At 65.2% G+C, this 24,667-nt stretch carries 23 protein-coding genes and 1 riboswitch; of the genes, 14 read left to right on the forward strand and 9 right to left on the reverse strand.

From position 1 onward, the window contains the following. Positions 1-57: 57 nt before the first annotated feature. Positions 58-987 carry a LysR family transcriptional regulator gene (locus tag ACHMWQ_RS09830; RefSeq protein ID WP_396307327.1) on the reverse strand — a complete coding sequence of 310 codons (930 nt, stop codon included), beginning with the start codon at positions 985-987 and terminating at the stop codon, positions 58-60. A gap of 126 nt (positions 988-1,113) precedes the next feature. Here ACHMWQ_RS09830 and ACHMWQ_RS09835 point away from each other — a divergent pair, with 126 nt between their 5' ends. After that, the gene (locus tag ACHMWQ_RS09835) at positions 1,114-2,547 is read left to right on the forward strand and encodes an FAD-linked oxidase C-terminal domain-containing protein (protein WP_396307328.1); all 1,434 of its coding nucleotides are present in this window, start codon (positions 1,114-1,116) and stop codon (positions 2,545-2,547) included. 34 nt (positions 2,548-2,581) lie between these two features. Continuing rightward, complete coding sequence (locus tag ACHMWQ_RS09840; RefSeq protein WP_396307329.1) at positions 2,582-3,754, forward strand: FAD-binding protein; 1,173 nt, start codon at positions 2,582-2,584, stop codon at positions 3,752-3,754. Between the two features lie 69 nt (positions 3,755-3,823). Here the strand turns inward: ACHMWQ_RS09840 and ACHMWQ_RS09845 are convergent, their stop codons facing one another. Further along, positions 3,824-4,162 carry a hypothetical protein gene (locus tag ACHMWQ_RS09845; protein WP_396307330.1) on the reverse strand — a complete coding sequence of 113 codons (339 nt, stop codon included), beginning with the start codon at positions 4,160-4,162 and terminating at the stop codon, positions 3,824-3,826. Between the two features lie 121 nt (positions 4,163-4,283). On the opposite strand from ACHMWQ_RS09845, the gene glcF reads away from it, so the two are divergent. After that, a complete protein-coding gene (gene glcF, locus ACHMWQ_RS09850) occupies positions 4,284-5,582 on the forward strand; it encodes a glycolate oxidase subunit GlcF (protein WP_396307331.1) in 1,299 nt (432 codons plus the stop codon). A gap of 36 nt (positions 5,583-5,618) precedes the next feature. Here the strand turns inward: glcF and ACHMWQ_RS09855 are convergent, their stop codons facing one another. Both ACHMWQ_RS09855 and ACHMWQ_RS09860 read right to left on the reverse strand, forming a co-directional pair. Continuing rightward, entirely contained in the window at positions 5,619-5,882 is a 264-nt protein-coding gene (locus ACHMWQ_RS09855) for a DUF1488 domain-containing protein (protein ID WP_266333536.1), read from the reverse strand. Positions 5,883-6,060: 178 nt separating this feature from the next. After that, positions 6,061-6,663, reverse strand: coding sequence for a TMEM175 family protein (locus ACHMWQ_RS09860; protein ID WP_396307332.1), 603 nt, complete (start codon positions 6,661-6,663; stop codon positions 6,061-6,063). Positions 6,664-6,887: 224 nt separating this feature from the next. Next, a riboswitch (TPP riboswitch) is annotated at positions 6,888-6,999 on the forward strand. Positions 7,000-7,064: 65 nt separating this feature from the next. On the opposite strand from ACHMWQ_RS09860, the gene thiM reads away from it, so the two are divergent. The 4 genes from thiM (at position 7,065) to ACHMWQ_RS09880 (ending at position 11,001) form a co-directional block, all read left to right on the forward strand. Next, positions 7,065-7,895, forward strand: a complete 831-nt coding sequence (gene thiM, locus ACHMWQ_RS09865; RefSeq protein WP_396307333.1) for a hydroxyethylthiazole kinase — start codon at positions 7,065-7,067, stop codon at positions 7,893-7,895. Then, entirely contained in the window at positions 7,895-8,536 is a 642-nt protein-coding gene (gene thiE / locus ACHMWQ_RS09870; RefSeq protein WP_396307334.1) for a thiamine phosphate synthase, read from the forward strand. Before thiM ends, thiE begins: the two co-directional genes overlap by 1 nt. Before the next feature lie 106 nt (positions 8,537-8,642). Then, complete coding sequence (aceB, locus tag ACHMWQ_RS09875; RefSeq protein WP_396307335.1) at positions 8,643-10,238, forward strand: malate synthase A; 1,596 nt, start codon at positions 8,643-8,645, stop codon at positions 10,236-10,238. 190 nt (positions 10,239-10,428) lie between these two features. Further along, positions 10,429-11,001, forward strand: a complete 573-nt coding sequence (locus tag ACHMWQ_RS09880; protein WP_396309423.1) for a glyoxalase superfamily protein — start codon at positions 10,429-10,431, stop codon at positions 10,999-11,001. 60 nt (positions 11,002-11,061) lie between these two features. Here the strand turns inward: ACHMWQ_RS09880 and ACHMWQ_RS09885 are convergent, their stop codons facing one another. The 3 genes from ACHMWQ_RS09885 to ACHMWQ_RS09895 all read right to left on the reverse strand — a co-directional run bounded on the left by ACHMWQ_RS09885 (position 11,062) and on the right by ACHMWQ_RS09895 (position 15,705). After that, complete coding sequence (locus ACHMWQ_RS09885; protein WP_354552713.1) at positions 11,062-12,561, reverse strand: MDR family MFS transporter; 1,500 nt, start codon at positions 12,559-12,561, stop codon at positions 11,062-11,064. 154 nt (positions 12,562-12,715) lie between these two features. After that, positions 12,716-14,284 carry a DHA2 family efflux MFS transporter permease subunit gene (locus tag ACHMWQ_RS09890; protein WP_396307336.1) on the reverse strand — a complete coding sequence of 523 codons (1,569 nt, stop codon included), beginning with the start codon at positions 14,282-14,284 and terminating at the stop codon, positions 12,716-12,718. 176 nt (positions 14,285-14,460) lie between these two features. Beyond that, on the reverse strand, positions 14,461-15,705 hold the full coding sequence (locus ACHMWQ_RS09895; RefSeq protein ID WP_396307337.1) for an HlyD family secretion protein: 1,245 nt from the start codon (positions 15,703-15,705) through the stop codon (positions 14,461-14,463). Positions 15,706-15,957: 252 nt separating this feature from the next. Between ACHMWQ_RS09895 and ACHMWQ_RS09900 the strand changes: the two genes are divergently transcribed. Next, a complete protein-coding gene (locus ACHMWQ_RS09900; protein WP_396307338.1) occupies positions 15,958-16,620 on the forward strand; it encodes a TetR/AcrR family transcriptional regulator in 663 nt (220 codons plus the stop codon). Positions 16,621-16,676: 56 nt separating this feature from the next. Here ACHMWQ_RS09900 and ACHMWQ_RS09905 read toward each other — a convergent pair whose 3' ends face one another. Beyond that, the gene (locus ACHMWQ_RS09905; RefSeq protein WP_354552718.1) at positions 16,677-17,291 is read right to left on the reverse strand and encodes a L,D-transpeptidase; all 615 of its coding nucleotides are present in this window, start codon (positions 17,289-17,291) and stop codon (positions 16,677-16,679) included. Between the two features lie 247 nt (positions 17,292-17,538). On the opposite strand from ACHMWQ_RS09905, the gene ACHMWQ_RS09910 reads away from it, so the two are divergent. The 6 genes from ACHMWQ_RS09910 (at position 17,539) to ACHMWQ_RS09935 (ending at position 24,003) form a co-directional block, all read left to right on the forward strand. Further along, a complete protein-coding gene (locus ACHMWQ_RS09910) occupies positions 17,539-19,290 on the forward strand; it encodes an ABC transporter ATP-binding protein/permease (protein WP_396307339.1) in 1,752 nt (583 codons plus the stop codon). A gap of 151 nt (positions 19,291-19,441) precedes the next feature. Further along, positions 19,442-19,906 carry a DoxX family protein gene (locus tag ACHMWQ_RS09915; RefSeq protein ID WP_396307340.1) on the forward strand — a complete coding sequence of 155 codons (465 nt, stop codon included), beginning with the start codon at positions 19,442-19,444 and terminating at the stop codon, positions 19,904-19,906. Between the two features lie 185 nt (positions 19,907-20,091). Further along, a complete protein-coding gene (gene hisS / locus ACHMWQ_RS09920; protein WP_354552721.1) occupies positions 20,092-21,582 on the forward strand; it encodes a histidine--tRNA ligase in 1,491 nt (496 codons plus the stop codon). Positions 21,583-21,587: 5 nt separating this feature from the next. Next, positions 21,588-22,700, forward strand: coding sequence for an ATP phosphoribosyltransferase regulatory subunit (locus tag ACHMWQ_RS09925; protein WP_396307341.1), 1,113 nt, complete (start codon positions 21,588-21,590; stop codon positions 22,698-22,700). After that, the gene (gene hisG, locus ACHMWQ_RS09930; RefSeq protein ID WP_396307342.1) at positions 22,697-23,683 is read left to right on the forward strand and encodes an ATP phosphoribosyltransferase; all 987 of its coding nucleotides are present in this window, start codon (positions 22,697-22,699) and stop codon (positions 23,681-23,683) included. The genes ACHMWQ_RS09925 and hisG overlap by 4 nt, the downstream gene beginning before the upstream one ends. Positions 23,684-23,844: 161 nt before the next feature. Continuing rightward, positions 23,845-24,003, forward strand: coding sequence for a hypothetical protein (locus tag ACHMWQ_RS09935; RefSeq protein WP_266333564.1), 159 nt, complete (start codon positions 23,845-23,847; stop codon positions 24,001-24,003). On the opposite strand, the gene ACHMWQ_RS09940 is transcribed toward ACHMWQ_RS09935, so the two are convergent. Further along, positions 24,000-24,650: a DNA-3-methyladenine glycosylase I gene (locus ACHMWQ_RS09940; protein ID WP_396307343.1), complete on the reverse strand. Its 651-nt coding sequence runs from the start codon at positions 24,648-24,650 to the stop codon at positions 24,000-24,002. The genes ACHMWQ_RS09935 and ACHMWQ_RS09940 overlap by 4 nt on opposite strands. Positions 24,651-24,667: the final 17 nt, after the last annotated feature.

Here is a 24,667-nt window from a genome sequence, read left to right on the forward strand (position 1 = left end):
CGTTTTCGAGCGAAGTGGGTACCGGTTCGCGTGAAGAAAACGCGATCCCACAAGGAGTTAGGGCGTGACCGGTGCGAGGATCTTGCCGAGGCCTTCGTCCCAGTGCGGGTGCTCGCCATAGAGCCCGGCGAGGTGGTCGATGAACAGCCGCACCTTGGCGGCGAGGAAGCGCCGGCTCGGATAAACGGCATGCACCGCCACATGCCGCGAGGCACGGTAGGCGGGCAGCACGACGACCAGGCGACCCTCGCGAAGCTCCGGCCCGACATCCCAGGTCGAGCGATAGGCGATGCCGAGCCCGGCGAGAACCGCCTCGCGCACCACCTCGTTGGAATTGGTGCGAAGCCTGCCCTCGACATGCACCGTCACCGGGCCGTCCGGCCCTTCCACCCGCCAGGGATCCTGGCTGGCGGTGGCGAGCAGCGTGTGCTTCGACAGTTCGGCGATGGTCTGCGGCGTGCCGTGTTCGGCGAGATAGGCCGGCGTCGCGCAGAGCAGGCGGTGGTTCGGCGCCAGCCGCCGCGCCACCAGGCTCGAATCCGTCAGCTCCGCGATGCGGATCGAGACGTCGATGCCGTCCTTGACCAGGTCGACGAACTCGTCGGAGAGCACGAGATTGACGGAAAGGCCGGGATTGGCGGCGAGAAAGCTGCCCAGATGCGGCGCGATGTGCAGCCGGCCGAAGGTGGTGGGCGCGGAGACCTTGAGCGTGCCCCGCGCCACGTCGGATCGCCGGCTGACGAACGACTCCGCCTCGTCGATCGAGGCGAGGATCTGCACCACGCGGTCGTGGAAGCCGCGCCCGGCCTCCGTCAGCGCAATCTGCCGGGTGGTGCGCTGCAACAGGCGCGTGCCAAGCCGATCCTCCAGACGCTTCAGGCGCTTGGAGACGACGGCGGGAGAGAGGTCAAGCTCGCGGCCCGCGGCGGAAAGACTTCCGGCGGTGACAACGCGGGCGAAGATCTCCATATCGGATAAGGTGCTCATTGCCTCTATAGTGGCAAAAAAACAGGGGCATTTTCAATCCTGGGGCAAGGATGATTGTTTTCTATCCCGGCTTGGGTACAAAACCGTCCGCGCCTAGAGTGGTTCTGAACTGGGAGGGAGGCTGCCATGTCCGCGATTGAGATCCCGAAGCCGGACCCGCGCATCCTCGCGCGCCGTGCGGAAATTCTCGCCGGCCTCGCCGCGCTGGTGCCGCCGACCTCGCTGATTACCGAGGAGGACGAGCGCCGCGCCTTCGAGACCGACGCGCTCACCGCCTATCGTCGCATCCCCATGGCTGTGGTGTTGCCGGAAACCACAGAGCAGGTTTCCAAGGTGCTAACATTCCTGAACCAGGAAGGCGTCAAGGTCGTCGCCCGCGGCGCCGGCACGTCGCTGGCCGGCGGCGCCATCCCGAGCGAGGACGCGGTCGTCCTCGGCGTCTCCAAGATGAGCCGGATCCTCGACGTCGACACCGCCAACCGCACCATCCGCGTCGAGTCCGGCGTCACCAATCTCGGCGTCTCCGGCGCCGTCGCCCATCTTGGCTTCTTCTATGCGCCCGACCCGTCGAGCCAGCTTGCCTGCACCATCGCCGGCAATATCGGCATGAACTCCGGCGGCGCGCACTGCCTGAAATATGGCGTTACCACCAACAACGTGCTGGGCGTCAAGATCGTGCTGATCGACGGCACCATCGTCGAGATCGGCGGCGCCCATATGGATGCGGCCGGCTATGACCTGTTGGGCCTGATCGTCGGCTCCGAGGGCCAACTCGGCGTCGTCACCGAGGCGACGCTGCGCATCCTGCCGCTCGCCGAAGGCGCGCGGCCGATGCTGATGGGCTTCCAGTCCGCCGAGGACGCCGGCGCCTGCGTGGCCGCGATCATCGCATCCGGCATCATCCCGGTCGCGATCGAATATATGGACCGCCCGGCGATCCAGGTCTGCGAGGCCTTCGCCCATGCCGGCTATCCGCTCGATGTCGAGGCGCTGCTGATCATCGAGGTCGAGGGTTCCGAAGCCGAGATCGAGGACCTGATCGGCAAGATCACGCGGATCGCTGCCGATTATAATCCGTCGGGCCTGCGCGTTTCGCAATCGGAAGCCGAGAGCGCCGCGATCTGGAAGGGCCGCAAATCCGCCTTCGGCGCGATGGGGCGGCTCGCCGACTATATCTGCATGGACGGCACGATCCCGACCGGGCAGCTCTCCGCAGTCCTGACCGGCATCGCGGAAATCTGCGCCGGCTATGGCCTGCGCGTCTCCAACATCTTCCATGCCGGCGATGGCAATCTGCATCCGCTGGTGCTTTTCAACGCCAACGATCCGGTCGAGCAGCACAAGGCCGAGCGCTGCGGCGAGGACATCCTCAAGCTCTGCGTCGATCTCGGCGGCTGCCTGACCGGCGAGCACGGCGTCGGCATCGAGAAGCGCGACCTGATGACCTACCAGTTCAACACCATCGATCTCGACCAGCAGATGCGGGTGAAAACCGCGCTCGATCCACAGTGGCTGCTCAATCCGCACAAGGTGTTTCCGCTCGCGGGGCGCCCGGTCTGATGTGTGAATATCCGTTCTTCCAGAAAGCATGCCGATGACGTCGATCCTTCTCCCCGATAGCGAGACCGAGATCGAGGCGATCGTGCATGAGGCGGCGCAGTCGCACAGCCCGCTGGCCATCCATGGCGGCGGCACGCGGCCGATCGGCAAGCCGGTGCACGCGGACCGGACGCTTTCGACGAAGCTTCTGACCGGCATCACGCTGTACGAACCGTCGGAGCTCGTCATCTCGGCCCGCGCCGGTACGCCCTTGGCCGAGATCCAGCAGACGCTGGCCGCCAACCGGCAACGCCTGCCCTTCGAGCCGATCGACTATCGCCACCTGCTCGGCAATCACGGCATCCCGACGATCGGCGGCGTCACCGCTTCCAACAGTTCCGGTCCCCGTCGCATCCATTCGGGCGCGGCGCGCGACTCGCTGATCGGCGTCCGCGCCACCACCGGGCGCGGCGAGACGATCAAGTCCGGCGGCCGGGTCATGAAGAACGTGACCGGCTATGATTTCGTCAAGCTGCTGGCAGGGTCCTGGGGCACGCTCGCCGTGCTGACGGAAGTCACCTACAAGCTGCTGCCGGAAGCCGAAACGGAACTGACGCTGCTCCTGACCGGGCTGTCGGCGGAGCGCGCCGTCGAGGCGATGACGACGGCCCTCGGCACGCCGTTCGAAGTGACGGGCGCGGCGCATCTGCCGGCGACCGACGGCATGCCGACCCGCACGGCACTGCGACTGGAAGGCTTCGACGCCTCGGTCCGCTATCGTACCGACCGGCTCGACACCGTGCTGCAGCCGTTTGGCGCGTTCGAGACGATCGCCGCCGAAGCCTCCCGGGTGCTTTGGAAGTCGATCCGCGACGTCGAGGCGCTGGAAACGCCGCACGCTGCCACGATCTGGCGGATTTCGGTCCGGCCGACCGAGGGCCCGAGGGTCGGCGAGTCGTTGAAAGCTAAGCTTGGCAGCCGCGTGCTCTATGACTGGGCCGGCGGCCTGGTCTGGGCGAGCGCGCCGGCGGAAGGCGATGGCGGCGCGGCCGTCGTGCGCGGCGCGGTGGCGTCCGTAGGCGGCCATGCCATGCTGGTGCGCGGATCGCCGGAACTGCGCGCCAGCGTGCCGGTGTTCGAGCCGGAGTCGCCCGGCGTGGCGGCGATGAGCCGCCTGATCAAGGCGACCTTCGATCCCGCCGGCGTGCTCAATCCGGGGCGGATGTAGGCGATGCCGGATATTGGGACCGTCGCGGGCAGGCCGCCGGCGTCGCAGGACGCCGGGGCCTTTCTTGGCCTACTTCTCGGTGAAGCGGACGACGCCGACTTCGCAGACGTCGACGCCTTCCAGAATGGCTTCGCTGTCGTCGACGAAGACACCCTTGAAGTCGAATTTGCAGTAGCCGCTGCCGTCATCGATGTTGATGCTGACCGACCCACCGGCCGGGACCTGGTCGTCGCCGAGAATGTCTTCTTCCCAGTCGCTGGCGCCGACATTCGAGGCGTAGAATTCGTTCAGATCGCTGTTGGTCTCGTTGATGATCTTGACCTTGCGATTTTCGGCATGGGCCGCTCCGCCAAGGACCATGGTTGCAAAGAACACCGCGCCCAGGGCGGTCCACAGACGATGCTGCATAATCATTCCTTTGATAGCACTGAAGAAATTTCAGGCGTCCCGCCAATGCCAGATGCCCCAAGGTCGCGCAAGCATGATTGTTCGCCGTCCCTGACCCCGCCCGCTTCGGCAGAGTGACCCCATGCAAACCTCCTTTACCCTCGCCCAGCTTGCCGATCCGGATGTGCGTGAATCCGAGAAGATCCTGCGCACCTGCGTCCATTGCGGTTTCTGCACGGCGACCTGTCCGACCTATCTGCTGCTCGGCGACGAACTCGACAGTCCGCGCGGGCGCATCTACCTGATCAAGGACATGCTCGAGGGCGGCAAGCCGGCTAACGAGCAGGTGGTCAAGCATGTCGATCGCTGCCTGTCCTGCCTCTCCTGCATGTCGACCTGTCCGTCCGGCGTGAACTACATGCACCTCGTCGATCATGCCCGCGCGCATATCGAGGAGACCTATGACCGGCCGATCGCCGATAAGGTGATCCGTTCGGCCATTGCCGGAATCCTGCCCTATCGCAACCGTTTCCGCCTGGCGCTGGTGGGAGCTGCCATGGCGCGTCCCTTTGCGGGACCGATGGGCAAGGTGCCGGGTTTCAAGCGGATCAGCGCCATGCTGAAGCTGGCGCCGCGCTTTCCGCATGGCCGCACCGCTTCGGAAGGACCTGGCACCTTCCCGACGGAGGTCGAGAAGCGCGGCCGCGTGGCGCTGCTGTCCGGCTGCGTCCAGCCTGTGCTCGATCCCGGCATCAACGAGGCGACGATCCGCCTGCTGAACCGGGTCGGCGTCGAGGTGGTGATCGCCAAGGGCGAGACCTGCTGCGGCTCGCTCGCCCATCACATGGGCAAGTCCGAACAGTCGCATGCGACGGCCAAGCGGACGATCGACGCCTGGATCGCCGAAATGGATGGCGAGGGGCTCGACGCCATCATCATCACCGCGTCCGGCTGCGGCACGACGATCAAGGATTACGGCTTCATGTTCCGCGAGGACGCCGCCTATGCCGAAAAGGCGGCGCGCGTGTCAGCCATCGCCAAGGACATCTCCGAATATCTGGAGAGCTTGAAGCTCGCGCCCGTCGCCGCGCCGAAGGCCTTAACCGTGGCCTATCACTCCGCCTGCTCGATGCAGCACGGCCAGCAGATCAAGACGACGCCGAAGACGCTGCTGGCGAAGGCAGGCTTTACCGTGCGCGACGTGCCCGAAGGCCATATCTGCTGCGGCTCGGCCGGTACCTACAACATGCTTCAGCCGGAATTGTCGCAGCAGCTCAAGGCGCGAAAGCTCGGCAACATCGCCAAGGTTTCGCCCGATGTCGTCGCCACCGGCAATATCGGCTGCATCACGCAGCTCTCCGGCGGCGTGCCGGTGGTCCATACGATCGAGTTGCTGGATTGGGCCTATGGCGGCCCGAAGCCGGCCGGTCTCAATGCCTGACGCATCGCGCCGAACGGTCGGCGCGATCGCCGGAAATCAAAGATCGCTGGCAGTGAGGGTGTAGGAGGCGTGCGCCTGCCTGGAATAGGCGCGTGCGGCGGCCTGTTCGATCCGCGCCCGGTTGGCGTCGAAGGTGCGCAGCGCATGGTCCTCGTCCAGCGCACCGTTCGGATCGATGCGCGCGAGGGCATCCGCTTCGAGATAGAACGAGACTTCCTTCGCGCTATCGTGGCCCCAGAACTGAATCCGGTGGCGCGTCTCATTGTAACTGCGGCTGCGATTGGGGAATTGGAGGTTCATCTTCCAAGCATACGCGTAATTCCGCGCGAGGGTTACCTCTATTGTGGTCCCAGTCGATATGGCCATGAATTCATAGAGCTGAAGGCCTTCTCCTTTACCGGCCCAAAGCAATTCAAGACCGGGCGTCGAGACGACCGCTCTCAAAGCGGTTGAGGACTTGGGAACGCTAAGGCCAGTTCTAGCCCTCCGGCGCATGGCCCGCGCGCGCCGACAGCAGGACGCGCTCCACCCGCCGATCCGGCACGAGCCAGATCATCGCGACGCCGACATAGCAGGCGATGGCGATCCACGGGCTGACAAAGGCCAGCGCGACCGCGACGGCATAGATCAGCACGGAAATCTTGCCCTTGCGATCCCGGCCGAATGCCTCGGCGATAGCCGAGTTTGCGCCTTCGAGCCGGATGAGCGACCGCGCGAGGATGTAATAGGCGATACCGCACATCATCAGCACGAAGCCGTAGACGGCGACCGGGACCGACTCGATGTGGTTTTCACCCATCCATGCCGTGGTGAACGGCGTCAGCGACAGCCAGAACAGCAGGTGCAGATTGGCCCAGAGCACCCCGCCGCGGACATGGCTGACGGCATGGAACATGTGGTGATGGTTGTTCCAGTAGATGCCGATCATGATGAAGCTCAACACATAGCTGAGAAACACGGGAACGAGGGGCAGAAGCGTGTGGATGTCCGCCTGGTGCGGCACCTTCAGTTCCAGCACCATGATGGTGATGATGATGGCGATGACGCCGTCGCTGAATGCTTCGATCCGGCTCTTGTTCATGCCCGCTGCTCCGTCGCCATGCCAACTCGCACGCTAGCCCTTTCCGCGGCGTCGCTCCATCCTTGCCGTGCGCGCGATAGGGTCGCTCCTGCCGTCTAGGCGCGGAGTGCCTGGAAGCCTGCGCGATGTGTCCGTGCGCGCGGCGACATGGGTCGCACGCCGCTTTGCCCACCAGGGATCGCCGGGGTGCCTCTTGCCTGTCCGCCTAGCCATGCTAGGGTCCGCTCGTCTCATCGGGGTGCCCTGATCCATCCGGATCCTGGCTGAGAGGTCTTCGGACTAACCCGCGAACCTGATCCGGATCATGCCGGCGGAGGGATTGAGCCAAGCGCCTGGATGCTCAAGCACCTGGATGTTCTTGCCGTCGTTCCGTCCTGCGTCACAGCAAAGGACGTCTACCCGTGTCTCCCAACCCTTCCTTCACGATCGAAGCCGCGACCGATGCGCTGCATGCCATGCGCGCTGCCCGTCCGCTTGTCCAGAACATCACCAACTACGTCGCCATGACGATCTCGGCCAATGTGCTGCTCGCCGTCGGCGCGTCGCCGGCCATGGTGCACGCGACCGAGGAGGTCGATGACTTCGTCGCCATCTCCAATGCTCTGGTGATCAATATCGGCACGCTGTCGCCGACCTGGATCGAGGGCATGCAGCGCGCGGCGAAGCGGGCCGTCGCCCTCGGCAAGCCCTGGCTGCTGGATCCGGTCGGCTGCGGCGCGACGAAGTTCCGCACCGATTTCGCCGTCGAGATGAGCCGGGCGGGCCCGTCGATCATTCGCGGCAATGCCAGCGAGATCATGAGCCTCGCCGGCGCGGCCGGGGCAGGGGGCAAGGGCGTCGATTCGACCGCTTCGTCCGATGCGGCGCTGGAAGCCGGCAAGGCGCTGGCGCTCGCCAGCGGCGCGGTCGTCGCCATCACCGGCGAGACGGACTATGTCACGGACGGCACGACGGTCGTGGCGATCACCGGCGGCAGCCCGCTGATGCCGCTCTCGACCGCGCTGGGCTGTGCGTTGTCGGCGACGGTTGCCGCCTTCGCCGCCGTGTGTCCGCCCTTCGAGGCGGCGGTGGCGGCCATCGCCGTCTATGGCGCGGCGGGCGCTGCCGCGGCGACCCGCGTGACCGGGCCGGGCCATCTGCCGGCGGAGCTTTGCGACGCGCTCTATGTGGTCGACGCCGACATGATCGCGCGCTATGCGACCATCCGGGTTGTTGATGAGGTGAATGTCTGATGAGCCGTCCTTTCGATCTTTCGCTCTATCTCGTTACCGACGACGATCTTGCCGGACCGCGCGGCGTGGTCGAGACGGTGCGCGCCGCGATCGAGGGCGGCGTCACGCTGGTGCAGCATCGCTGCAAGCACGGCACCACCCGCGATTTCGTCGCGACGGCGTCGGCGCTGATGGAAATCCTGCGCCCGCGTGGCATCCCGCTCATCATCAACGACCGCGTCGATGTCGCGCTGGCGGTGGATGCCGATGGCGTCCATGTCGGCCAGGACGACATGCGCGTGGCCAAGGTGCGCGAACTGATCGGCCCGGATCGCATTCTCGGGCTGTCCGCGGCATTGATGGAGGAACTGACGCCGGACGAACTCGGCCCGATCGACTATCTCGGCGTCGGCCCGGTCTTCGCGACGACGACCAAGCCGGACGCGGACGACGCGATCGGCTTCGACCATCTCGGGCGGATCAAGGCGGCGGCTGGCCTTCCGGTCGTGGCGATCGGTGGCCTGAAGCCCGAGCATGTCGAACCGACGCTGGCCGCGGGCGCCGATGGCCTTGCCGTCGTTTCCGCCATCATGGCGGCGGAAGACCCGGCCAAGGCGGCGCGGGACTTCGCCGACCGCATTGCACACTACCGGTCGCGATAGGTCGACTTTTTCCAAAACGGAACAAGTTCTGCCCTGATCATGCAGGTTCAGTTGAAGACGGCGGCGTGGCATAGTCCGCTCCAACGTGCCCACCGAGGAGTTGTCCATGTCCGCCACCAACGCTGAACGCCTGGTCGTCAAGGGAGCCCTGGGCCCCCGTTTCGACGAGATCCTGACGCCCGAGGCGCTCGCCTTCGTCGCCGAACTGCATGGCCGGTTCGACGCGAAGCGCCGCGCCCTGCTCGAATTCCGCAACGAGCGTCAGGTCTTCTTCGACAATGGCGGGCTGCCGGACTTCCTGCCCGAGACCAAGGCAATCCGCGAGGGCGACTGGAAGGTCGCGCCGATTCCGGCCGGCCTGCAGGACCGCCGCGTCGAAATCACCGGCCCCGTCGACCGCAAGATGATCGTCAACGCGCTGAACTCCGGCGCGAAGGTGTTCATGGCCGATTTCGAGGACGCGTCCTCGCCGGTCTGGGCCAACATGGTCGAGGGCCAGCTGAATCTGAAGGACCGCTGGGCCAACCAGATCGACTTCACCGACGCGCGCACCGGCAAGGCCTACAAGCTCGGCGCCAATCCGGCCGTGCTGATCATCCGCCCGCGCGGCTGGCACCTGCCCGAGCGCCACATCACCTTTGACGGCATGGACGCCTCCGGCTCGCTCGTCGATTTCGGGCTTTATGTCTTCCACAATGCCAAGGCGGCGCTGGCGCAGGGCTCGGGCCCGTATTTCTACCTGCCCAAGACCGAGAGCCATCTCGAGGCGCGCCTCTGGAACGACGTCTTCACCTATGCCGAGGAGGCGCTGGGGCTGGCGCACGGCACCATCAAGGCGACCGTGTTGATCGAGACGCTGCCGGCGGCCTTCGAGATGGACGAGATCCTCTATGAACTGAAGGATCACATGGCCGGTCTCAATTGCGGCCGCTGGGATTACATCTTTTCGTTCATCAAGACGCTGCGCAACAACAAGGCTTTCCTGCTGCCGGATCGCGGCCAGGTCGTCATGGGCAAGGCGTTCCTGCTCGCCTATTCGGAACTGCTGATCAAGACCTGCCACCGCCGCGGCGCCTTCGCCATGGGCGGCATGGCCGCGCAGATCCCGATCAAGAACAATCCGGAAGCGAACGCCGCCGCCTTCGCCAAGGTGCGCGCCGACAAGGAACGCGAGGCCAATGCCGGCCATGACGGCACCTGGGTCGCGCATCCGGATCTGGTGCCGGTCGCCATGGAAGTGTTCGACCGCCTGATGCCGACGCCGAACCAGCTCACGCGCCTCCGCGAGGAGGTCTCCTTCGGCCAGAAGGACATGCTCGCCATCCATGACGGCACCCGGACGGAAGAGGGACTGCGCCACAACATCCGTGTTGGCGTCCAGTATATCGAGGCATGGCTGCGCGGCCGTGGCGCGGTGCCGATCTACAACCTCATGGAAGATGCGGCCACCGCCGAGATCAGCCGTGCGCAGATCTGGCAGCAGCTCAATTTCGAGGCGACGCTGGAAGACGGCCAGAAGGTTACGGAAGAACTGTTCCGCCGCGCGCTCGCCGAGGAAATGGAAGTCGTGAAGGGCGAGGTCGGCGCGGACAATTACGCTGCCGGCCGATTCCCCGAGGCGATCGACCTGTTTGCCAAGCTTTCGACCGCCAAGACCTTCGAGGCCTTCCTCACGGTCCCGGCCTACAAACTGATCGACTAGCCGAGCCGATTGACGCGCATTCCGCGTCCGCTAAAAATGGCGGCAGGCTGATACGGCCTGCCGCTTGCGCCCCTCGGGGTAGGGTGAATGTATCCGACTGTCTGAACCTGATCCGTTGGCTCCCGGCGAACGCCTCAGTAATGCAAGCGCTGAAGTGACTGCGTTCGCCCTGAGGCAAGGAACAGGAAACATGCGCGATTTTCGCGATGCCAAAGCCATGGCAAAGGCGCTTCGGGCCTTCATGGCCGAGCGCAACATCGAACTCTCCCATAGCGAAACGCTCGAGATCGTCGCCCGCCAGTTTGGCTATGACGACTGGAACATTCTGGCGGCCGAAATTGCTTCGGAGACTCCCAAGGCGCAGGCCGTGGTCGTCGGAGATATCCGGTTCAATCAGGTCATCCCGATCCTGCGGATCTTCGACATCGCCAAGGCGATGGAATTCTATCGGGATTTTCTTGGCTTCACCGTCGATTGGGAACATCGCTACGGCGAGGGCATGCCGCTCTATGCGCAGATCTCGCGCGCGGGCATGCTGCTGCATCTGTCCGAGCACCACGGCGATGCGAGCCCGGGCTCGACGGTGTTCGTCTGGATGCGTGGGATCGAGGCCTTCCATCGCGAACTTCTCGGCAAGAAGTACGGCTATTCGCGCCCGGGTCTCGAAGACACCGGCTATGGGGCCCGCATGGTCGAGGTGCCGGACCCGTTCGGCAACCGGATCCGATTCAACGAACACAACGACCCCGTCGGCGCTCGCTAAGCCGTTCTCCAGACTGGTCGCGGAGACTCATCCCGAGCGATCGGGATGGATCTTGATGTCCTAAACTTCGACAGCGGTCGGCACCGGGCTGCGGCCGCCGCGCAGGGGGCGCTCTTCCATGATCGCGAGCAGGGCCAGCGAGATGGCGATGCAGATCGTCGCCGCGATGAAGACGCCGTTGAACGCGCCGGCCAGCGAAACGCCGGCCTCCGCCGCGGCGGCGATCTTGGCCTCGACCGAAGTGCCGGTTCCGCCCGAGATTGCACCCAAGCCGCCCAGGAAGATCGCGCCGAAGGCGGCCACCAGGATGGCGCTGCCGAGCGAGCGCATGAAGTTGATCGTGGCCGTCGCCGTGCCGAGGTGGTGCGCCTGCACGGCGTTCTGCGCCACGACGATGGTCACGGGGAACAGCGTGCCGAGGCCGGCGCCGATGAAGGTCAGGATGACCTCGATCGAGATCACGTCGAGCCGGCCGGCCCAGACCGCGAGGACCCCGGTCAGGACCATCGCAACTGTCAGTCCGATCATCGGCGAGCGCTTGTAGTGCTGGACGCGTGCCATGACTCGGCCGGAAAACTGCGCGCCGAACACGGTGCCGATCGAGAGTGGAATGAGCGCGAAGCCGGATTCCGCCGCCGACATGTGCAGGACCGACTGGAAGAACAGGGGCATGTAGATCGACAGGCCCACCATGGTGCCGATGCCGAAGAAGCCGGCGAGCGTGGCGGTTGCCACGACCTGGTCGCGCAGCACGCCGACCGGCAGGAAGGGCTCCGGCGCGTTCAGGACGCGGAACACGAACAGCGCCCATGCGGCCAGGGAGGCGACGAACAGGCCGATGATCTCCCAGGACGACCAAGGATAGGAAACGCCGCCCCAGCTGAGCGCCAGCAGCAGCAGCACGGCCGCCGCGACCAGCAGCACCGCGCCGATGATGTCCAGCTTGTGCGGGCGGTCATTGCGCGGCAGCTTCTTCAGCGCGTTGAAGGTCATGGCGAAGGCGAGAAGGCCGAGCGGCACGTTGATCCAGAAGATAACGGTCCAGTTCAGCGATTCCGAAAGCACGCCGCCCAGCACGGGGCCGGCGACACTGGCGGCCGCGAACACGGCGCCGAAATAGCCCATGTACTTGGCGCGTTCCTTGGGCGCGATCGCGTCGCCGGTGATGGTATGGGCGAGCGAGATCAACCCGCCGCCGCCCAGTCCCTGCAGGAAGCGGGCGATGATCAGCCCGGTCATGGTGGGCGCGAGCGCGCAGGCGACCGAGCCGATGATGAAGATGACGATTGCGATCAACAGGACCGTGCGGCGGCCATGGATATCGCTGAGCTTGCCATAGAGCGGCGTGACGGCCGTCGACGACAGCAGATACGCGGTCACGACCCAGGCGATGTTCTGGAGATCGCCCAGTTCGCGCCCGATGGTGGGCAGCGCGGTCGCGACAATGGTCTGGTCGAGAGCTGCCAGGAACATCGCCAGCATGACGCCAAGCACGATCGAGCGAATGGTGGCCTGGTCGAGCGGAGCCGGGCCGGGGCGCGCGGAAACGGAAGCATCCATGGGGTATCGCCAATGTGATTGTTCGCCCGCCGGGTAGGGCCGGGGCGATAAAGACGGCTGATCATTCTGATTCAGCAAAGATGGACCGGAGCTTAGCCCCGTTGCCCGACGATCTCAATCCGCGGTCCCGGCCGATCGGCGGGACCGCGGCGTTTCAGTGGCCGCCGCCACCGCCGGCAGGCGCTGCCTGCGGCTTCTGGGCAAGCGGGACCAGCAGCACGATCAGCGCGAAGATGACCGCGAGCACGAGGAAGACGTCCGAGAAGGCCATCACCAGCGCCTCGCGCTTGACCGACTGGGTCAGCGTCTTGATCGCCGCCAGATTGGCGTCGCTGCCCATCGTGGCGGCGAAGCCCTTGGTCATCATGTCGAGCCGTTCGGTCGCCGCCTCGCGGCCCCACTGCACCTGCTCGTGCAGACGGGTAATGTGCAGGTCCCAGCGATTGTTCAGGATCGTGGTGATGACGGCGAGGCCGACGGCGCCGCCGAGGTTTCGCGTCAGGTTGAACAGGCCGGACGCGTTCTTCATCCGCTCGGGCGGCAGGGTGCCCAGTGCCAGCATCGACACCGGCATCATCGACGTCATCAGCGCGACGCCGCGCATCGCCTGGGGAATGAACAGCTCGTTGAAGGCCCAGTCCTTGGTGATCGGCACCAGTTCGAGGCAGGAGAGTGCGAACAGCGACAGGCCGAACGCCATCATGTAGCGGGGATCCATCTTCTGGCCGAGCCGGCCGACGATTGGCGCGGTGATCATCATGAACAGGCCGGTGACGAACATGGTCTCGCCGATCTGCAGGGAATCGTAGCCGCGCACCCGGGCCAGATAGACCGGATAGAGGTAGACGAGGCCGTAGAGCCCGACGCCGAGCATGAAGGAGAACAGCGCGCCGGTGGCGAAGTTGCGGTTCTGGAAGGCGCGGACATCGACGATCGGCTCCTGCGTGCGCAGTACGCGCCAGAAGAACAGCACGCCGGCGACCACGGTCACGACGGCCAGCGTCGCGATCGTTTCATCCTGGAACCAGTCATTGGCCGACCCTTCCTCCAGCACATATTCGAGGCTGCCGAGGAACAAAGCGAGCGTGACCAGGCCCATATAGTCGAAGCGCTGCAGCAGCTTGAAGTTGGGCTTGTCCCAGTCGACGAAGGCCAGCACGCCGAGCGTCACGCAGATGCCGGGGATGACATTGACCAGGAACAGCCAGTGCCAGGAAAAGATGTTGGTGAGATAGCCGCCAATCGTCGGGCCGACGGTCGGGGCCAGCGTCGCGATCAGGCCGACGATCGCCGAAACCATGGCGCGACGGTTGGGCGGGAAGATCGTGAAGGCGGCGGCGAACACGGCCGGGATCATGCCGCCGCCGATGAAGCCCTGCGCCGCGCGCCAGGCGATCATCTCGCCGATCGACGAGGAACTGGCGCAGCCGATCGAGGTGATGGTGAAGCCGCCGGCGGCGATGGCGAACAGATAGCGGGTCGACAGCGCGCGGCCGAGGAATCCCGACAGCGGGATCATGATGATCTCGGCGATCAGATAGGCCGTCTGGACCCAGGAGATTTCCTGCGAACTGGCGGAAAGGCCTGCCTGGATCTCGGTCAGCGACGACGAGACGATCTGGATGTCGAGGATCGCCATGAACATGCCGACCGCCATGGCAACGAAGCCAAGCGTGCGGCGGGGCGTCATCACGGGAAGGGCGGGTGGTTGCGGACCGGCCATGACTGTCTCCTGGGGGTGCGTTCACCCCTGAAAAGCGCCAGGCTTCTGGACCTGGCGGCACGGCCGTGCGCGGACGGTCGGTTTGGTTCAACGAGAGGGGAGCCGGAGGGCCGGTAGGGACAGCATGTCCGGCTCCCCTCTCGAAGCACTCCCCCGAAGGAGAGAAGCTTGCTGGGTCAGTTGCGGGCCGCGGTGGCGGCATTGCCGCCCGTGCGGCTGTCGATGTCGACCACCACGGAGAGGCCAGGGCGAAGGATGCCCTTGGCGGCTTCCTCGGCGGGAATGCGGATCCGAACCGGGACACGCTGCGTGATCTTGGTGAAGTTGCCGGTCGCATTGTCGGCCGGCAGCAGGCTGAACACCGAGCCGGAAGCCGGCGCCACGCTTTCGACCGTGCCCTCGATCGTGGCATCGGAATAGGCGTCGACGCTGACCGTCGCGGTCGCGCCCGGCCGGATCCGGCCAAGCTGCGTTTCCTTGTAGTTGGCGTCGACATAGACGTCCTGCAGCGGCACCAGCGCCAGCAGGCGCTGCCCGGTCGCGACATACTCGCCGGGATCCACCGCGCGATTGCCAACGACGCCGTCGAAGGGCGCGCGCACGACCATGTGGTCGAGGTCGAGCTTCTTCTGCTCCAGCGTCGTCTGGTACTGGTCGAGCGCCCGCTCGGCTTCGACGCGCTGCGCCTGTAGGACGGCGACATTGGCCTCGGCCGTCGTCATGCCGGCCTTGGCCGATTCGACGGCAGCGGCGGTCTTGTCCTTGGTCGCCTGCGCCTGCTGCAGCGATTGCTGCGACGCAAACTGGTTCTTGGCGAGCGTCGAGGCACGGGCGAGATCGGCGACGGCGAGCTCGGCGTCCGCATTGGCCGAGGCAATCGACGTGCGGGCCTGCGCGACGCCGGCCTGGCCAGCCTCGATCTGCTTGTCGATACGGTCGATGGCGGCCTGCTGGGCGGCGATCTGGTTCTCGGCGGCGGAGACGGCCAGCTTCTGGTCGGAATCGTCGAGATAGACGAGCGGGTCGCCTGACTTGACCGCCGTGTTGTTGGCGACGGCGACCTTGGTGACATAGCCGGCAAGGCGCGGCGCCACCGTCGAGGTGTCGGCGCCGACATAGGCGTCGTCCGTCGAGACCATGAAGCGGCCGACCGTCCACCATTCGTGACCGAAATAGGCGCCGGCCGCGATCGCGACGGCTGCCACGGTCAGGAGAAGAAACCGCCGCCGCCCGCCGCGCTTTGCCGGGGGTGAGGCAATCGCAGGCTTGGCTTCGCCGCTGTTGCCGGGCGCGGAGGGCCGCTCGGCAGTGGGCGCAGCCGCTGGCGGCGGCGGTGTGGCTTCGGCGTTGCGGCGCTGGATCGGCTCCAGCTCGGAAACACCGGTATCCTCAGGAGTCTCGACAAGTGCGACCTTTGCCATGACTCGTCTCCTGTTTCTCAGCCCTGGAAAAGGGTTTGACCGAACCGTTCGGTCAATGGCGCTTGAATTAGTCCCATTGACTGGTTAAATCAAGATCGAACTGAACGGTTCGGTCATAAAAATCGTGCGCCGCACAAAAAGGCAGCTCGGTTGGTTTGGCCGCCGCTTCTTGGTACTTTTGGATTGGACATAAGCGATCCCGACTCAAAACCGCCTCAGGCGGGGGGATCGCAGCCGGATGGGAGAAACGCTGTGTCACTCGTCGACGCTACCCGTGACACCGAGGAAGGTGGAGCGGGGCAGGATTCGCGCAAACGCGAGCAGATCATGCGCGGCGCCAGTCAGGTCTTTCTGGAGAAGGGCTTTGACGCGGCGAGCATGAACGATATCGCGCGCGCGGCAGGCGTCTCGAAAGGCACGCTCTATGTCTACTTCGCCAACAAGGAGCAGCTCTTCGTCGAGCTGATCTCGACCGAGAAGCGCGAAGAGGTGTTTCGGATCGTCTCGCTCGATTTCGAGAATCACGACGTGGAGGCGGTGCTGAAGAAATTCGGTCGCGAACTCTGCGCGATCCTGACCAAGCCCTATTACATCAAGGCGATGCGGTCGGTGTTCTCGATCATCAACCGGATGCCGGAGATCGGGATCGAGTTCTATTCGAACGGTCCGCTGCTCTGCACGGAACTGCTCGCCAAATATCTGGAGGCGCAGACGAAGGCCGGCGTGCTGGAGATCGAGGATACTCTCCTCGCGGCGCAGCAGTTCGTCGAGCTGTCGCAGAGCGGCATCATGCGCAGCGTGCTGTTCGGCGTCATCGATACGCCGGGGCCGACCGAGATCGCACGGCGGGTCGACAGCGCCGTCAAGATCTTCATGAAGGCCTACGAGGCGCCGCAGCCGGCCTTGGCCGGCTGAAGCCTGGGTGTGAAGGACGCCGGACGCCGCCCGGCGGCGTCCTGGAGTGTTGCCGCTTAGCGGACGACGACCTTGGTTCCCACGGGCACGCGGGAATAGAGGTCGCTGACGTCGGCGTTCACCATCCGGATACAGCCCGACGAGACGTTGTGGCCGATGGTCCAGGGCTCGCTGGTGCCATGGATGCGGAAGATGGTGTCCTGGCCGCCGCGGTAGAGATACATGGCGCGGGCGCCGAGCGGGTTCTGCGGGCCACCTTCCATGTAAGCGGGCAGGATCCGGCCCTTCTTGCGCTCGCGGCGGATCATCTCCGGCGGCGGCGTCCAGCCCGGCCATTCCGCCTTGCGGCCGATCTTCACATTGCCCTGCCAGCCGAAGCCGTCGCGGCCCACGCCCACGCCATAGCGCAGCGCCTTGCCATTGCCCTCGACGAGATAGAGGAACTTCTCGTTGGAATCGATGATGATCGTTCCGGGCTTTTCATTGGTCGCGAAGCGCACGCGCTGCTTCTGGTATTTGTAGGGAAGCGGTGCACCCGGACCGGTTGCGCGGAAATTGTCGCTGGGCTGGAACAGCTTCTGGAAGAAGTTCTGCGCGTGTGCGCTGCCACCTGCGGTCATGGAGACCGCTCCAGCCAGCAGCGAGGCGGCTATGACGCGTCGGAAGTTCATGGAGTTCCCCATCTAGGTCCATCGCGCGCGGGGCGCGTTCTCGAATACGGTAGAATAGAATCGCGATTGGGATGCGGCAACCGACGTGCGAATCACGCGGCCGTGATTGTGATCGCGTTCACAGAGCCTGCATTCTCCCTTCCGGCCATTAATGTTCGGTAACGCGGCGGCAATGTCGCTGTGAGGTCCGTCGCGCCACAGTGCTGCAATACGCTGCGGCGGCGATCCGCTCCGCGTGGAGATCGACATGCAAAAGCTCAAATCGGCGCTGGGTACGGTCCTGCGGATCGCGCTTCCCTATTTCCGTTCGTCCGAGATGTGGGTGGCGATAGGGCTGCTCGCGATCGTCATCGGGCTGCGGTTGTTCAACGTCTGGCTCGACGTCAAATTCAACTACTGGAACAACGACTTCTACACGGCGCTGCAGAAGAAGGACTGGCCGACCTTCGCCTACCAGATGTTCGTGGTGTTCTCCTGGATCGCGGCGCTGACGATCATCACCACCGTCTACCAGCTCTATTTCTCGCAGTGGCTGCAGATCCGCTGGCGCAACTGGCTGACGCACAAATACCTCGACCAATGGATGTCGAAGGGCACGCATTACCGCATGCGGCTGGTCGGCAACCCCGCCGACAATCCCGACCAGCGCGTGGCCGAGGATACGGATCGCTTCACCGATGGCGCGCTGTCGATCGGCGTCGCGCTGCTGGGCCAGATCGTCACGCTCGTCACCTTCATTGTCATTCTCTGGAGCCTGTCGTCGACGGCGCCGCTGATCGTCTTCGGCAAGAGCTACGCGATCCCCGGCTATCTGGTCTGGCTGGCGCTGGGCTATGCGATCCTCGGCACGCTGGTGACTCACTGGGTCGGCAAGCCGCTGGTGGCGCTGAGCTATCAGCAGCAGCGCTATGAGGCGGATTTCCGTTTTGCCCTGGTGCGGCTGCGCGAAAATGGCGAGGAAGTCGCGCTGCTCAAGGGCGAGGCCGCGGAGCGCGCCGGGCTCTACGGCCGTTTCAGCTCCGTGCTGTCGAATTTCTACCAGATCATGAGCCGGACCAAGAAGCTCACCTTCCTGACCGCCGGCTACAGCCAGCTCGCCGTGATCTTTCCCTTCATCCTGATCAGTCCGCTCTATTTCGCAGGCTCCATCGAGCTGGGCGGGCTGACGCAGATCGCCTCGGCCTTCGGCACCGTGCAGGGCGCGCTTTCCTTCTTCGTCACAGCCTATTCGACACTGGCGGGCTGGAAGGCGGTCGTCGATCGTCTCGACGGCTTCGAGAAGGCGATGGAGAACTCGCAGGCCCTGGCCGAGTCCGGACCCGCGCTCGCCGCCGACAGCACCGACGCCGATCTCGTCATCAACGGGCTGGTGGTGCATCTCCCCGATGGACGCGAGATCGTCGACGTGCCGCAACTGACGCTGACCCCGCGCGAGCGCGTCCTCCTGACCGGGCCGTCCGGCTCCGGCAAATCCAGCCTTTTCCGCGCGCTGGGGGGCATCTGGCCGTTCGGCAACGGCTCCATCCGGATCCCCGAGGGCTCCAACCTGCTGATCCTGCCGCAGGAAGCCTATATGCCGCTCGGCTCGCTGCGCACCGCTCTTGCCTATCCGCGCGACGCAGAAACGCTCTCCACCGACCAGGCCAGCGAGGCTCTGGAGGCCGTCGGCCTTTCGCGGCTGGCGGAGCGGCTGGACGAGGTGGCGCATTGGGGCAATCGCCTGTCCGGCGGCGAGCAGCAGCGCATCGCCATCGCGCGTGCCATCCTCGCCAGTCCCGATTGGCTGTTGCTCGACGAGGCCACCAGCGCGCTGGACGAGAAGGCCGAGGCGTCGGTCTACAATCTGATCCGGGAGCGGTTGCCGCACACCACGGTGGTGTCGATCGGCCACCGCTCCAGCCTCACCCTGCTGCATGACCGCTTCCTCGAGCTGGTCGAGAATGGCGGGGGCGGCCATGTGCTGGTCGAGCGCGAGGAGGTGGCGCTCCAGCCGGCGTGACACGTTGTTCCGCACGGGCGGGCCCTGCGCAGAATTGTTTACCCCGATTGAACAGTGTGTCGTGTGACGGCTACGTTTCGGCGATCAATCGGATCGTCTATGTTTTGATCCAGATCAATCGAACATGCCGATCCGGCATCTGGAGATGAACATGACTGATACGACGTCGCAGAAGCTGATCGTGCCCGCCTTTGGCGGCCTTTACGCTGCATCGCCCTTTTTCGAAGCGGTTCTTCGCTTCGTCGTCGGCTTCTGGCTGGTCCCGCATGGCGCGCAGAAGCTGTTCGGCCTGTTCGGCGGTGGCGGCATCGAGGGCACGGCCGGCTTCTTTGGCTCGATCGGCTTGCAGCCCGCAGTCCTGCTGGCAACGCTCGCCGGTCTCGGCGAGTTCTTCGGCGGCCTGTTCCTGGCCATCGGCCTGCTGACCCGCCCCGCCGCCTTCGTCGCTGCCTTTGTCCTGCTGGTCGCAACCCTGACCGTTCATATCGGCAACGGCTTCTTCATGGCGAGCGGCGGCTTCGAATATGCCTCGCTCTGGTTCTTCGCCGTGCTCTACTTCGTCTTCAAGGGCGGCAACCAGTACTCGGTCGACGCCAAGATCGGCCGCGCCTTCTAAGCGCTTTTGTTCGCAGTACGCTTTGAGAGGCCGCCCTTCGGGGCGGCCTTTTGCGTTTCGTGTCATGCGCCGGTGAGGTTGCCCGTTCAAGGTCGATGGGGTACGAAACGCGCCGCTAGATGCGGTACGAAATGTACCTTCGGATGCGGTACAAGATGTATCGCTCGAGAGACGGGATCGACGACATGGCCGAGAAAGACAAGACGAACGCCTTGAAGGCGCGCCTGCCGCGTGGGCTCGTCGATCGCCATGCCGGCGCGATCAAGACGGCCGACCGGATGCTCGCCACGATTCGGGGCGTCTACGAGCTCTATGGCTTCGAGCCGGTCGAGACGCCGCTGATCGAATATACCGATACGCTCGGCAAGTTCCTGCCCGACCAGGACCGTCCCAATGAGGGCGTGTTCTCGTTCCAGGATGATGACGAGCAGTGGCTGAGCCTGCGCTATGACCTGACCGCGCCGCTCGCCCGCTATGTCGCCGAGAATTACGACCAGTTGCCGAAGCCCTATCGCAGCTATCGCAATGGCTGGGTTTTCCGCAACGAGAAGCCGGGTCCCGGCCGTTTCCGCCAGTTCATGCAGTTCGACGCCGATACGGTCGGCTCCGCGTCACCCGCCGCCGATGCCGAAATGTGCATGATGATGGCCGACACGATCGAGGCGCTCGGCATCAGCCGCGGCGACTACGTCATTCGCGTCAACAACCGCAAGGTTCTCGACGGCGTGATGGAGTCGATCGGCTTGGCAGGCCCCGAGAATGCCGGCAAACGGCTGACAGTGCTGCGGGCCATCGACAAGCTCGACAAGTTCGGCCCGGAAGGCGTCCAGCTCCTGCTCGGCGCAGGCCGCAAGGATGAGAGCGGAGATTTCACCAAGGGCGCGGGCTTGGATGAAGCCGGCGTCGCGACGGTGATGAAATATGTCGCCGCGCAATCGAGCGTCGGCAACGAGGCGACCGTCGAAAGCATCCGACAGAATATTGGGCTTGGCCCCTCTGGCGTCGAAGGCCTGAACGAACTCGACCAGATCTCGGTCATCACCACGGCGGCCGGCTATTCGGATCGCATCAAGATCGATCCCTCGGTCGTGCGCGGCCTCGAATATTACACCGGCCCGGTCTTCGAGGCCGAACTGCTGTTCGAGACGGTCAACGAGAAGGGCGAGCCCGCCCGCTTCGGCTCGGTCGGCGGCGGTGGCCGCTATGACGGGCTGGTGGGGCGCTTCCGCAGCGAATCCATTCCGGCAACCGGCTTTTCGATCGGCGTTTCGCGCCTGATGGCGGCGCTGACAGCGCTCGGCAAGGTTTCGGCGGAGGCCGAGATCGGTCCTGTCGTGGTGACGATCTTCGATCGCGACCGCATCGGCGAATACCAGAAGATGGTCACCGAACTGCGCAACGCCGGCATTCGCGCCGAACTTTATCTGGGCGGCTCCGGCCCGAAGGCGCAGCTCAAATATGCCGACAAGCGCAATGCGCCCTGCGTCGTCATCCAGGGCGGTGACGAGAAGGCCAAGGGCGTCATCCAGGTCAAGGATCTGGCGCTCGGCAAGCAGATGTCGGCCGAGATCACCGACAACGCGGTCTGGCGGGAAGCCCGTCCGGCCCAGGTCGAGGTGCCGGAAACGGATCTGGTCGCCGCCGTGCGCGAGATCCTGGCGCGGCAAGCGGGGTAATGGACATGGTCGAGACGACCCGACTTCGCGTTCTTCTTTCCGAGGCAGGCTACCGCTTCGTTGAGCCGCCGATCGTCTCGGAGGCGAATGTCTTTCTCGACGTCGCCGGCGAGGATCTGCGCCGCCGTCTCTATCTGACGACCAGTGCCGATGGGCGCGAGCAGTGCCTGCGGCCGGAATTCACCATTCCGGTATGCCTGCAGCACATTGCCACCGGCGACGCGCACCGCACCGCCGATTACGCCTATCTCGGCCCGGTCTTCCGCCAGCGCCCGGGTGGGGCGAATGGCGAGTTCCTGCAGGCCGGCGTCGAATCGCTTGGCCGGACCGATCGCATCACCGCCGACGCCGACGTGCTGGCGCTGGCGCTCGACGCGGTCCGCATCTACGGCCTCGACGAGCCGATCGTGCGGATCGGCGACTCGGCGCTGTTTTCCGCGGTAATTGAGCAACTGGGCATCGCGGCCGTCTGGAAGCGACGCCTGTCGCGCGCCTTCGGCGATCGCGCCCGTCTCGACGCGACGATCGCCCGCCTTTCCACCGGCCGCTCGGCCGAGACGCCGGCGCATGCCGGATTTCTGGCCGCCATCGACGGCACGGATCACGAGGCAGCGCACCGCATCGTCGAGGACCTCCTGTCGATCGCCGGTATCCGCGCCGTGGGCGGCCGTTCCGCCGGCGAGATCGCCGACCGGTTCCTGGAGCAATCGGCGCTGGCCGCCGGCGGCGGGCTCGACGAGCGCGCGCAGGCGGTGCTGGGCCGTTTCCTCGGCATTGTCGGCAAGCCATCCGTGGTTCTCGACGATCTGAAGTCGCTCGCCCGCGATGAGAAGCTGGGCATCGACGCGTCGATAGAGGGCTTCGAGAAACGAGCCGAAGGATTGGCGCGGCGGGGCATCGACCTGGAACGGCTCGACTTCGCCGCCGATTTCGGCCGTCGTCTCGACTATTATTCCGGCTTCGTCTTCGAGATCTACGACCAGGCGCTTCCGGCCGGCCAGCAGGTCGTCGGCGGCGGCCGCTATGACCGGCTGATGCCGCTGCTCGGCGCCAAGTCCACCGTGCCCGCCGTCGGCTTCGCCCTCTGGCTCGATCGCGTCAAGGGAGAAGCGGCATGACCGACGCCCCGCTCGTCCTCGCCGTCCCCTCCAAGGGGCGGTTGCAGGAAAACGCCAACGCCTTCTTTGCCCGCGCCGGCCTGCCGGTCGTGCAGCAGGGCAGCGAGCGCTCCTATCGCGGTCGCATCGGCGGCCTGCCCGACGTCGAGGTCGCCTTCCTCTCGGCCTCCGAGATCACGCGCGAACTGGCCGCCGGCTCCGTGCATCTGGGCATCACCGGGCGGGACCTGGTCGAGGAGGAAGTCTCCGATTTCGCCCAGCGCCTGGACCTGGTGCTGCCGCTCGGCTTCGGCCATGCCGACGTCGTCGTCGCCGTGCCGGAAGCCTGGATCGATGTCCGCTGCATGGCGGATCTCGACGATGTCGCGGCCGATTTCCGCTCGCGCCACAGCCGCTGGCTGACGGTCGCCACCAAATACGTCAACCTGACCCGCCGCTTCTTCACCCATCACGGCATTGCCGATTACCGGATCGTTGAGAGCCTCGGCGCGACCGAGGGCGCGCCGGCCTCGGGCGCCGCGGACCTGATCGTCGACATCACCTCGACGGGCTCCACGCTCGCGGCCAACGCGCTGAAGATCGTCGGCGACGGCGTCATCCTGCAGTCCGAGGCGCATCTGGTCGCCAGCCTATCCGCCACCTGGAGCGGCGCGGCGCGCGGCGCCCTGCGCACCATCATCGACCGCATCGAGGCGGAATCGGCCGGCCGTTCGCTGCGCGAGATCCGGGCCGACGTCGCGGATACGGAAGGGGCTGCCAAGGTCGCTGCCGATCGCTTCGGTGCGACGACGCCGTTTGGCATGCCATCGGGGCACCTGCTGCTGCATTGCCCGGCCGCCAAGGTCTATGCCTGCGCCGAATGGCTCCGCACCGGCGCCGGCGCGCGCACGGTGGCCGTTTCCCGGCTCGACACGGTGTTTTCCGCCACCAGCCCGTTGGCCGAACACCTGCTGGGCCGCATCGACGGACGCGCGCGGAGCTAGTCCGAATTCGCGTTTTTCACCGCGCCGACTAGGCGCGGTGATGGCGGACAAGCTGTGAATTGTCATGCAGGAACCGCATTGCTGCATTGCAACATGGGCGTTTGCAATGCGGGAGTAACAGCTTACCTTTGCGTTATCACCCACCAACGGGAGACACGCAGATGTTTAAGTCCTTGAAGAAGTTCCGCCGCAGCTGGTCGGAATATGTGAATTTCGACCCCGAAGCCGCACAGCTCGCCCAGGCTGGCGATCTGATCGACCTCGAGATGATCCAGCGCGACCTCGACCGTCGCGGTCGTCGTTCCTACGGCGGCTACTAAGACGCCGAGGCCTTGCCTGGCAGCTTGAGTTCATAGCGCAGGCGCGTCGCCTCGGCGCGACAGTGACAGCCCTCGACGTGGTGGTTGACCAGCCCCATCGCCTGCATGAAGGCGTAGACGGTGGTTGGGCCGACAAAGCTCCAGCCGCGTCGCTTGAGATCCTTCGACAGCCGCACCGAAGTCGGTGACGTGCTGTTGGCCGTGAGGCTTGCCTTGTCGAACGCATCCGGCCGTTCGCTCGCCGGCGGCTCGAAACTCCACACATAGGCTGCGATCGAGCCTTCGCTTTCGATCAGTTCCAGCGCGCGCCGGGCATTGTTGATCGTCGAGACGATCTTGCCGCGGTGGCGCACGATGCCGGGATCGGCGAGCAGCCGGGCGATGTCCTCGTCGCCGAATTGCGCCACTTTCTCCGGTTCGAAATTGGCGAAAGCCTGCCGGAACGTCTCGCGCTTGCGCAGGATCGTCAGCCAGGACAGGCCAGACTGGAAGCCTTCGAGGCAAAGCTTCTCGAACAGGCGGCGGTCGTCCATGACCGGTCTTCCCCATTCCTTGTCGTGATAGGCCTGGTACTCGACGGTGCCGTTTGACCACCAGCAGCGGGGAACGCCGTCTTCGCCGGCAAGGATACCATCGGGGAGGGACATGGGACTCTCGAAGTTCG

The organism is Kaistia sp. UC242_56 (genome assembly GCF_044452255.1).
Classification (GTDB): Bacteria; Pseudomonadota; Alphaproteobacteria; order Rhizobiales; family Kaistiaceae; genus Kaistia; species Kaistia defluvii_A.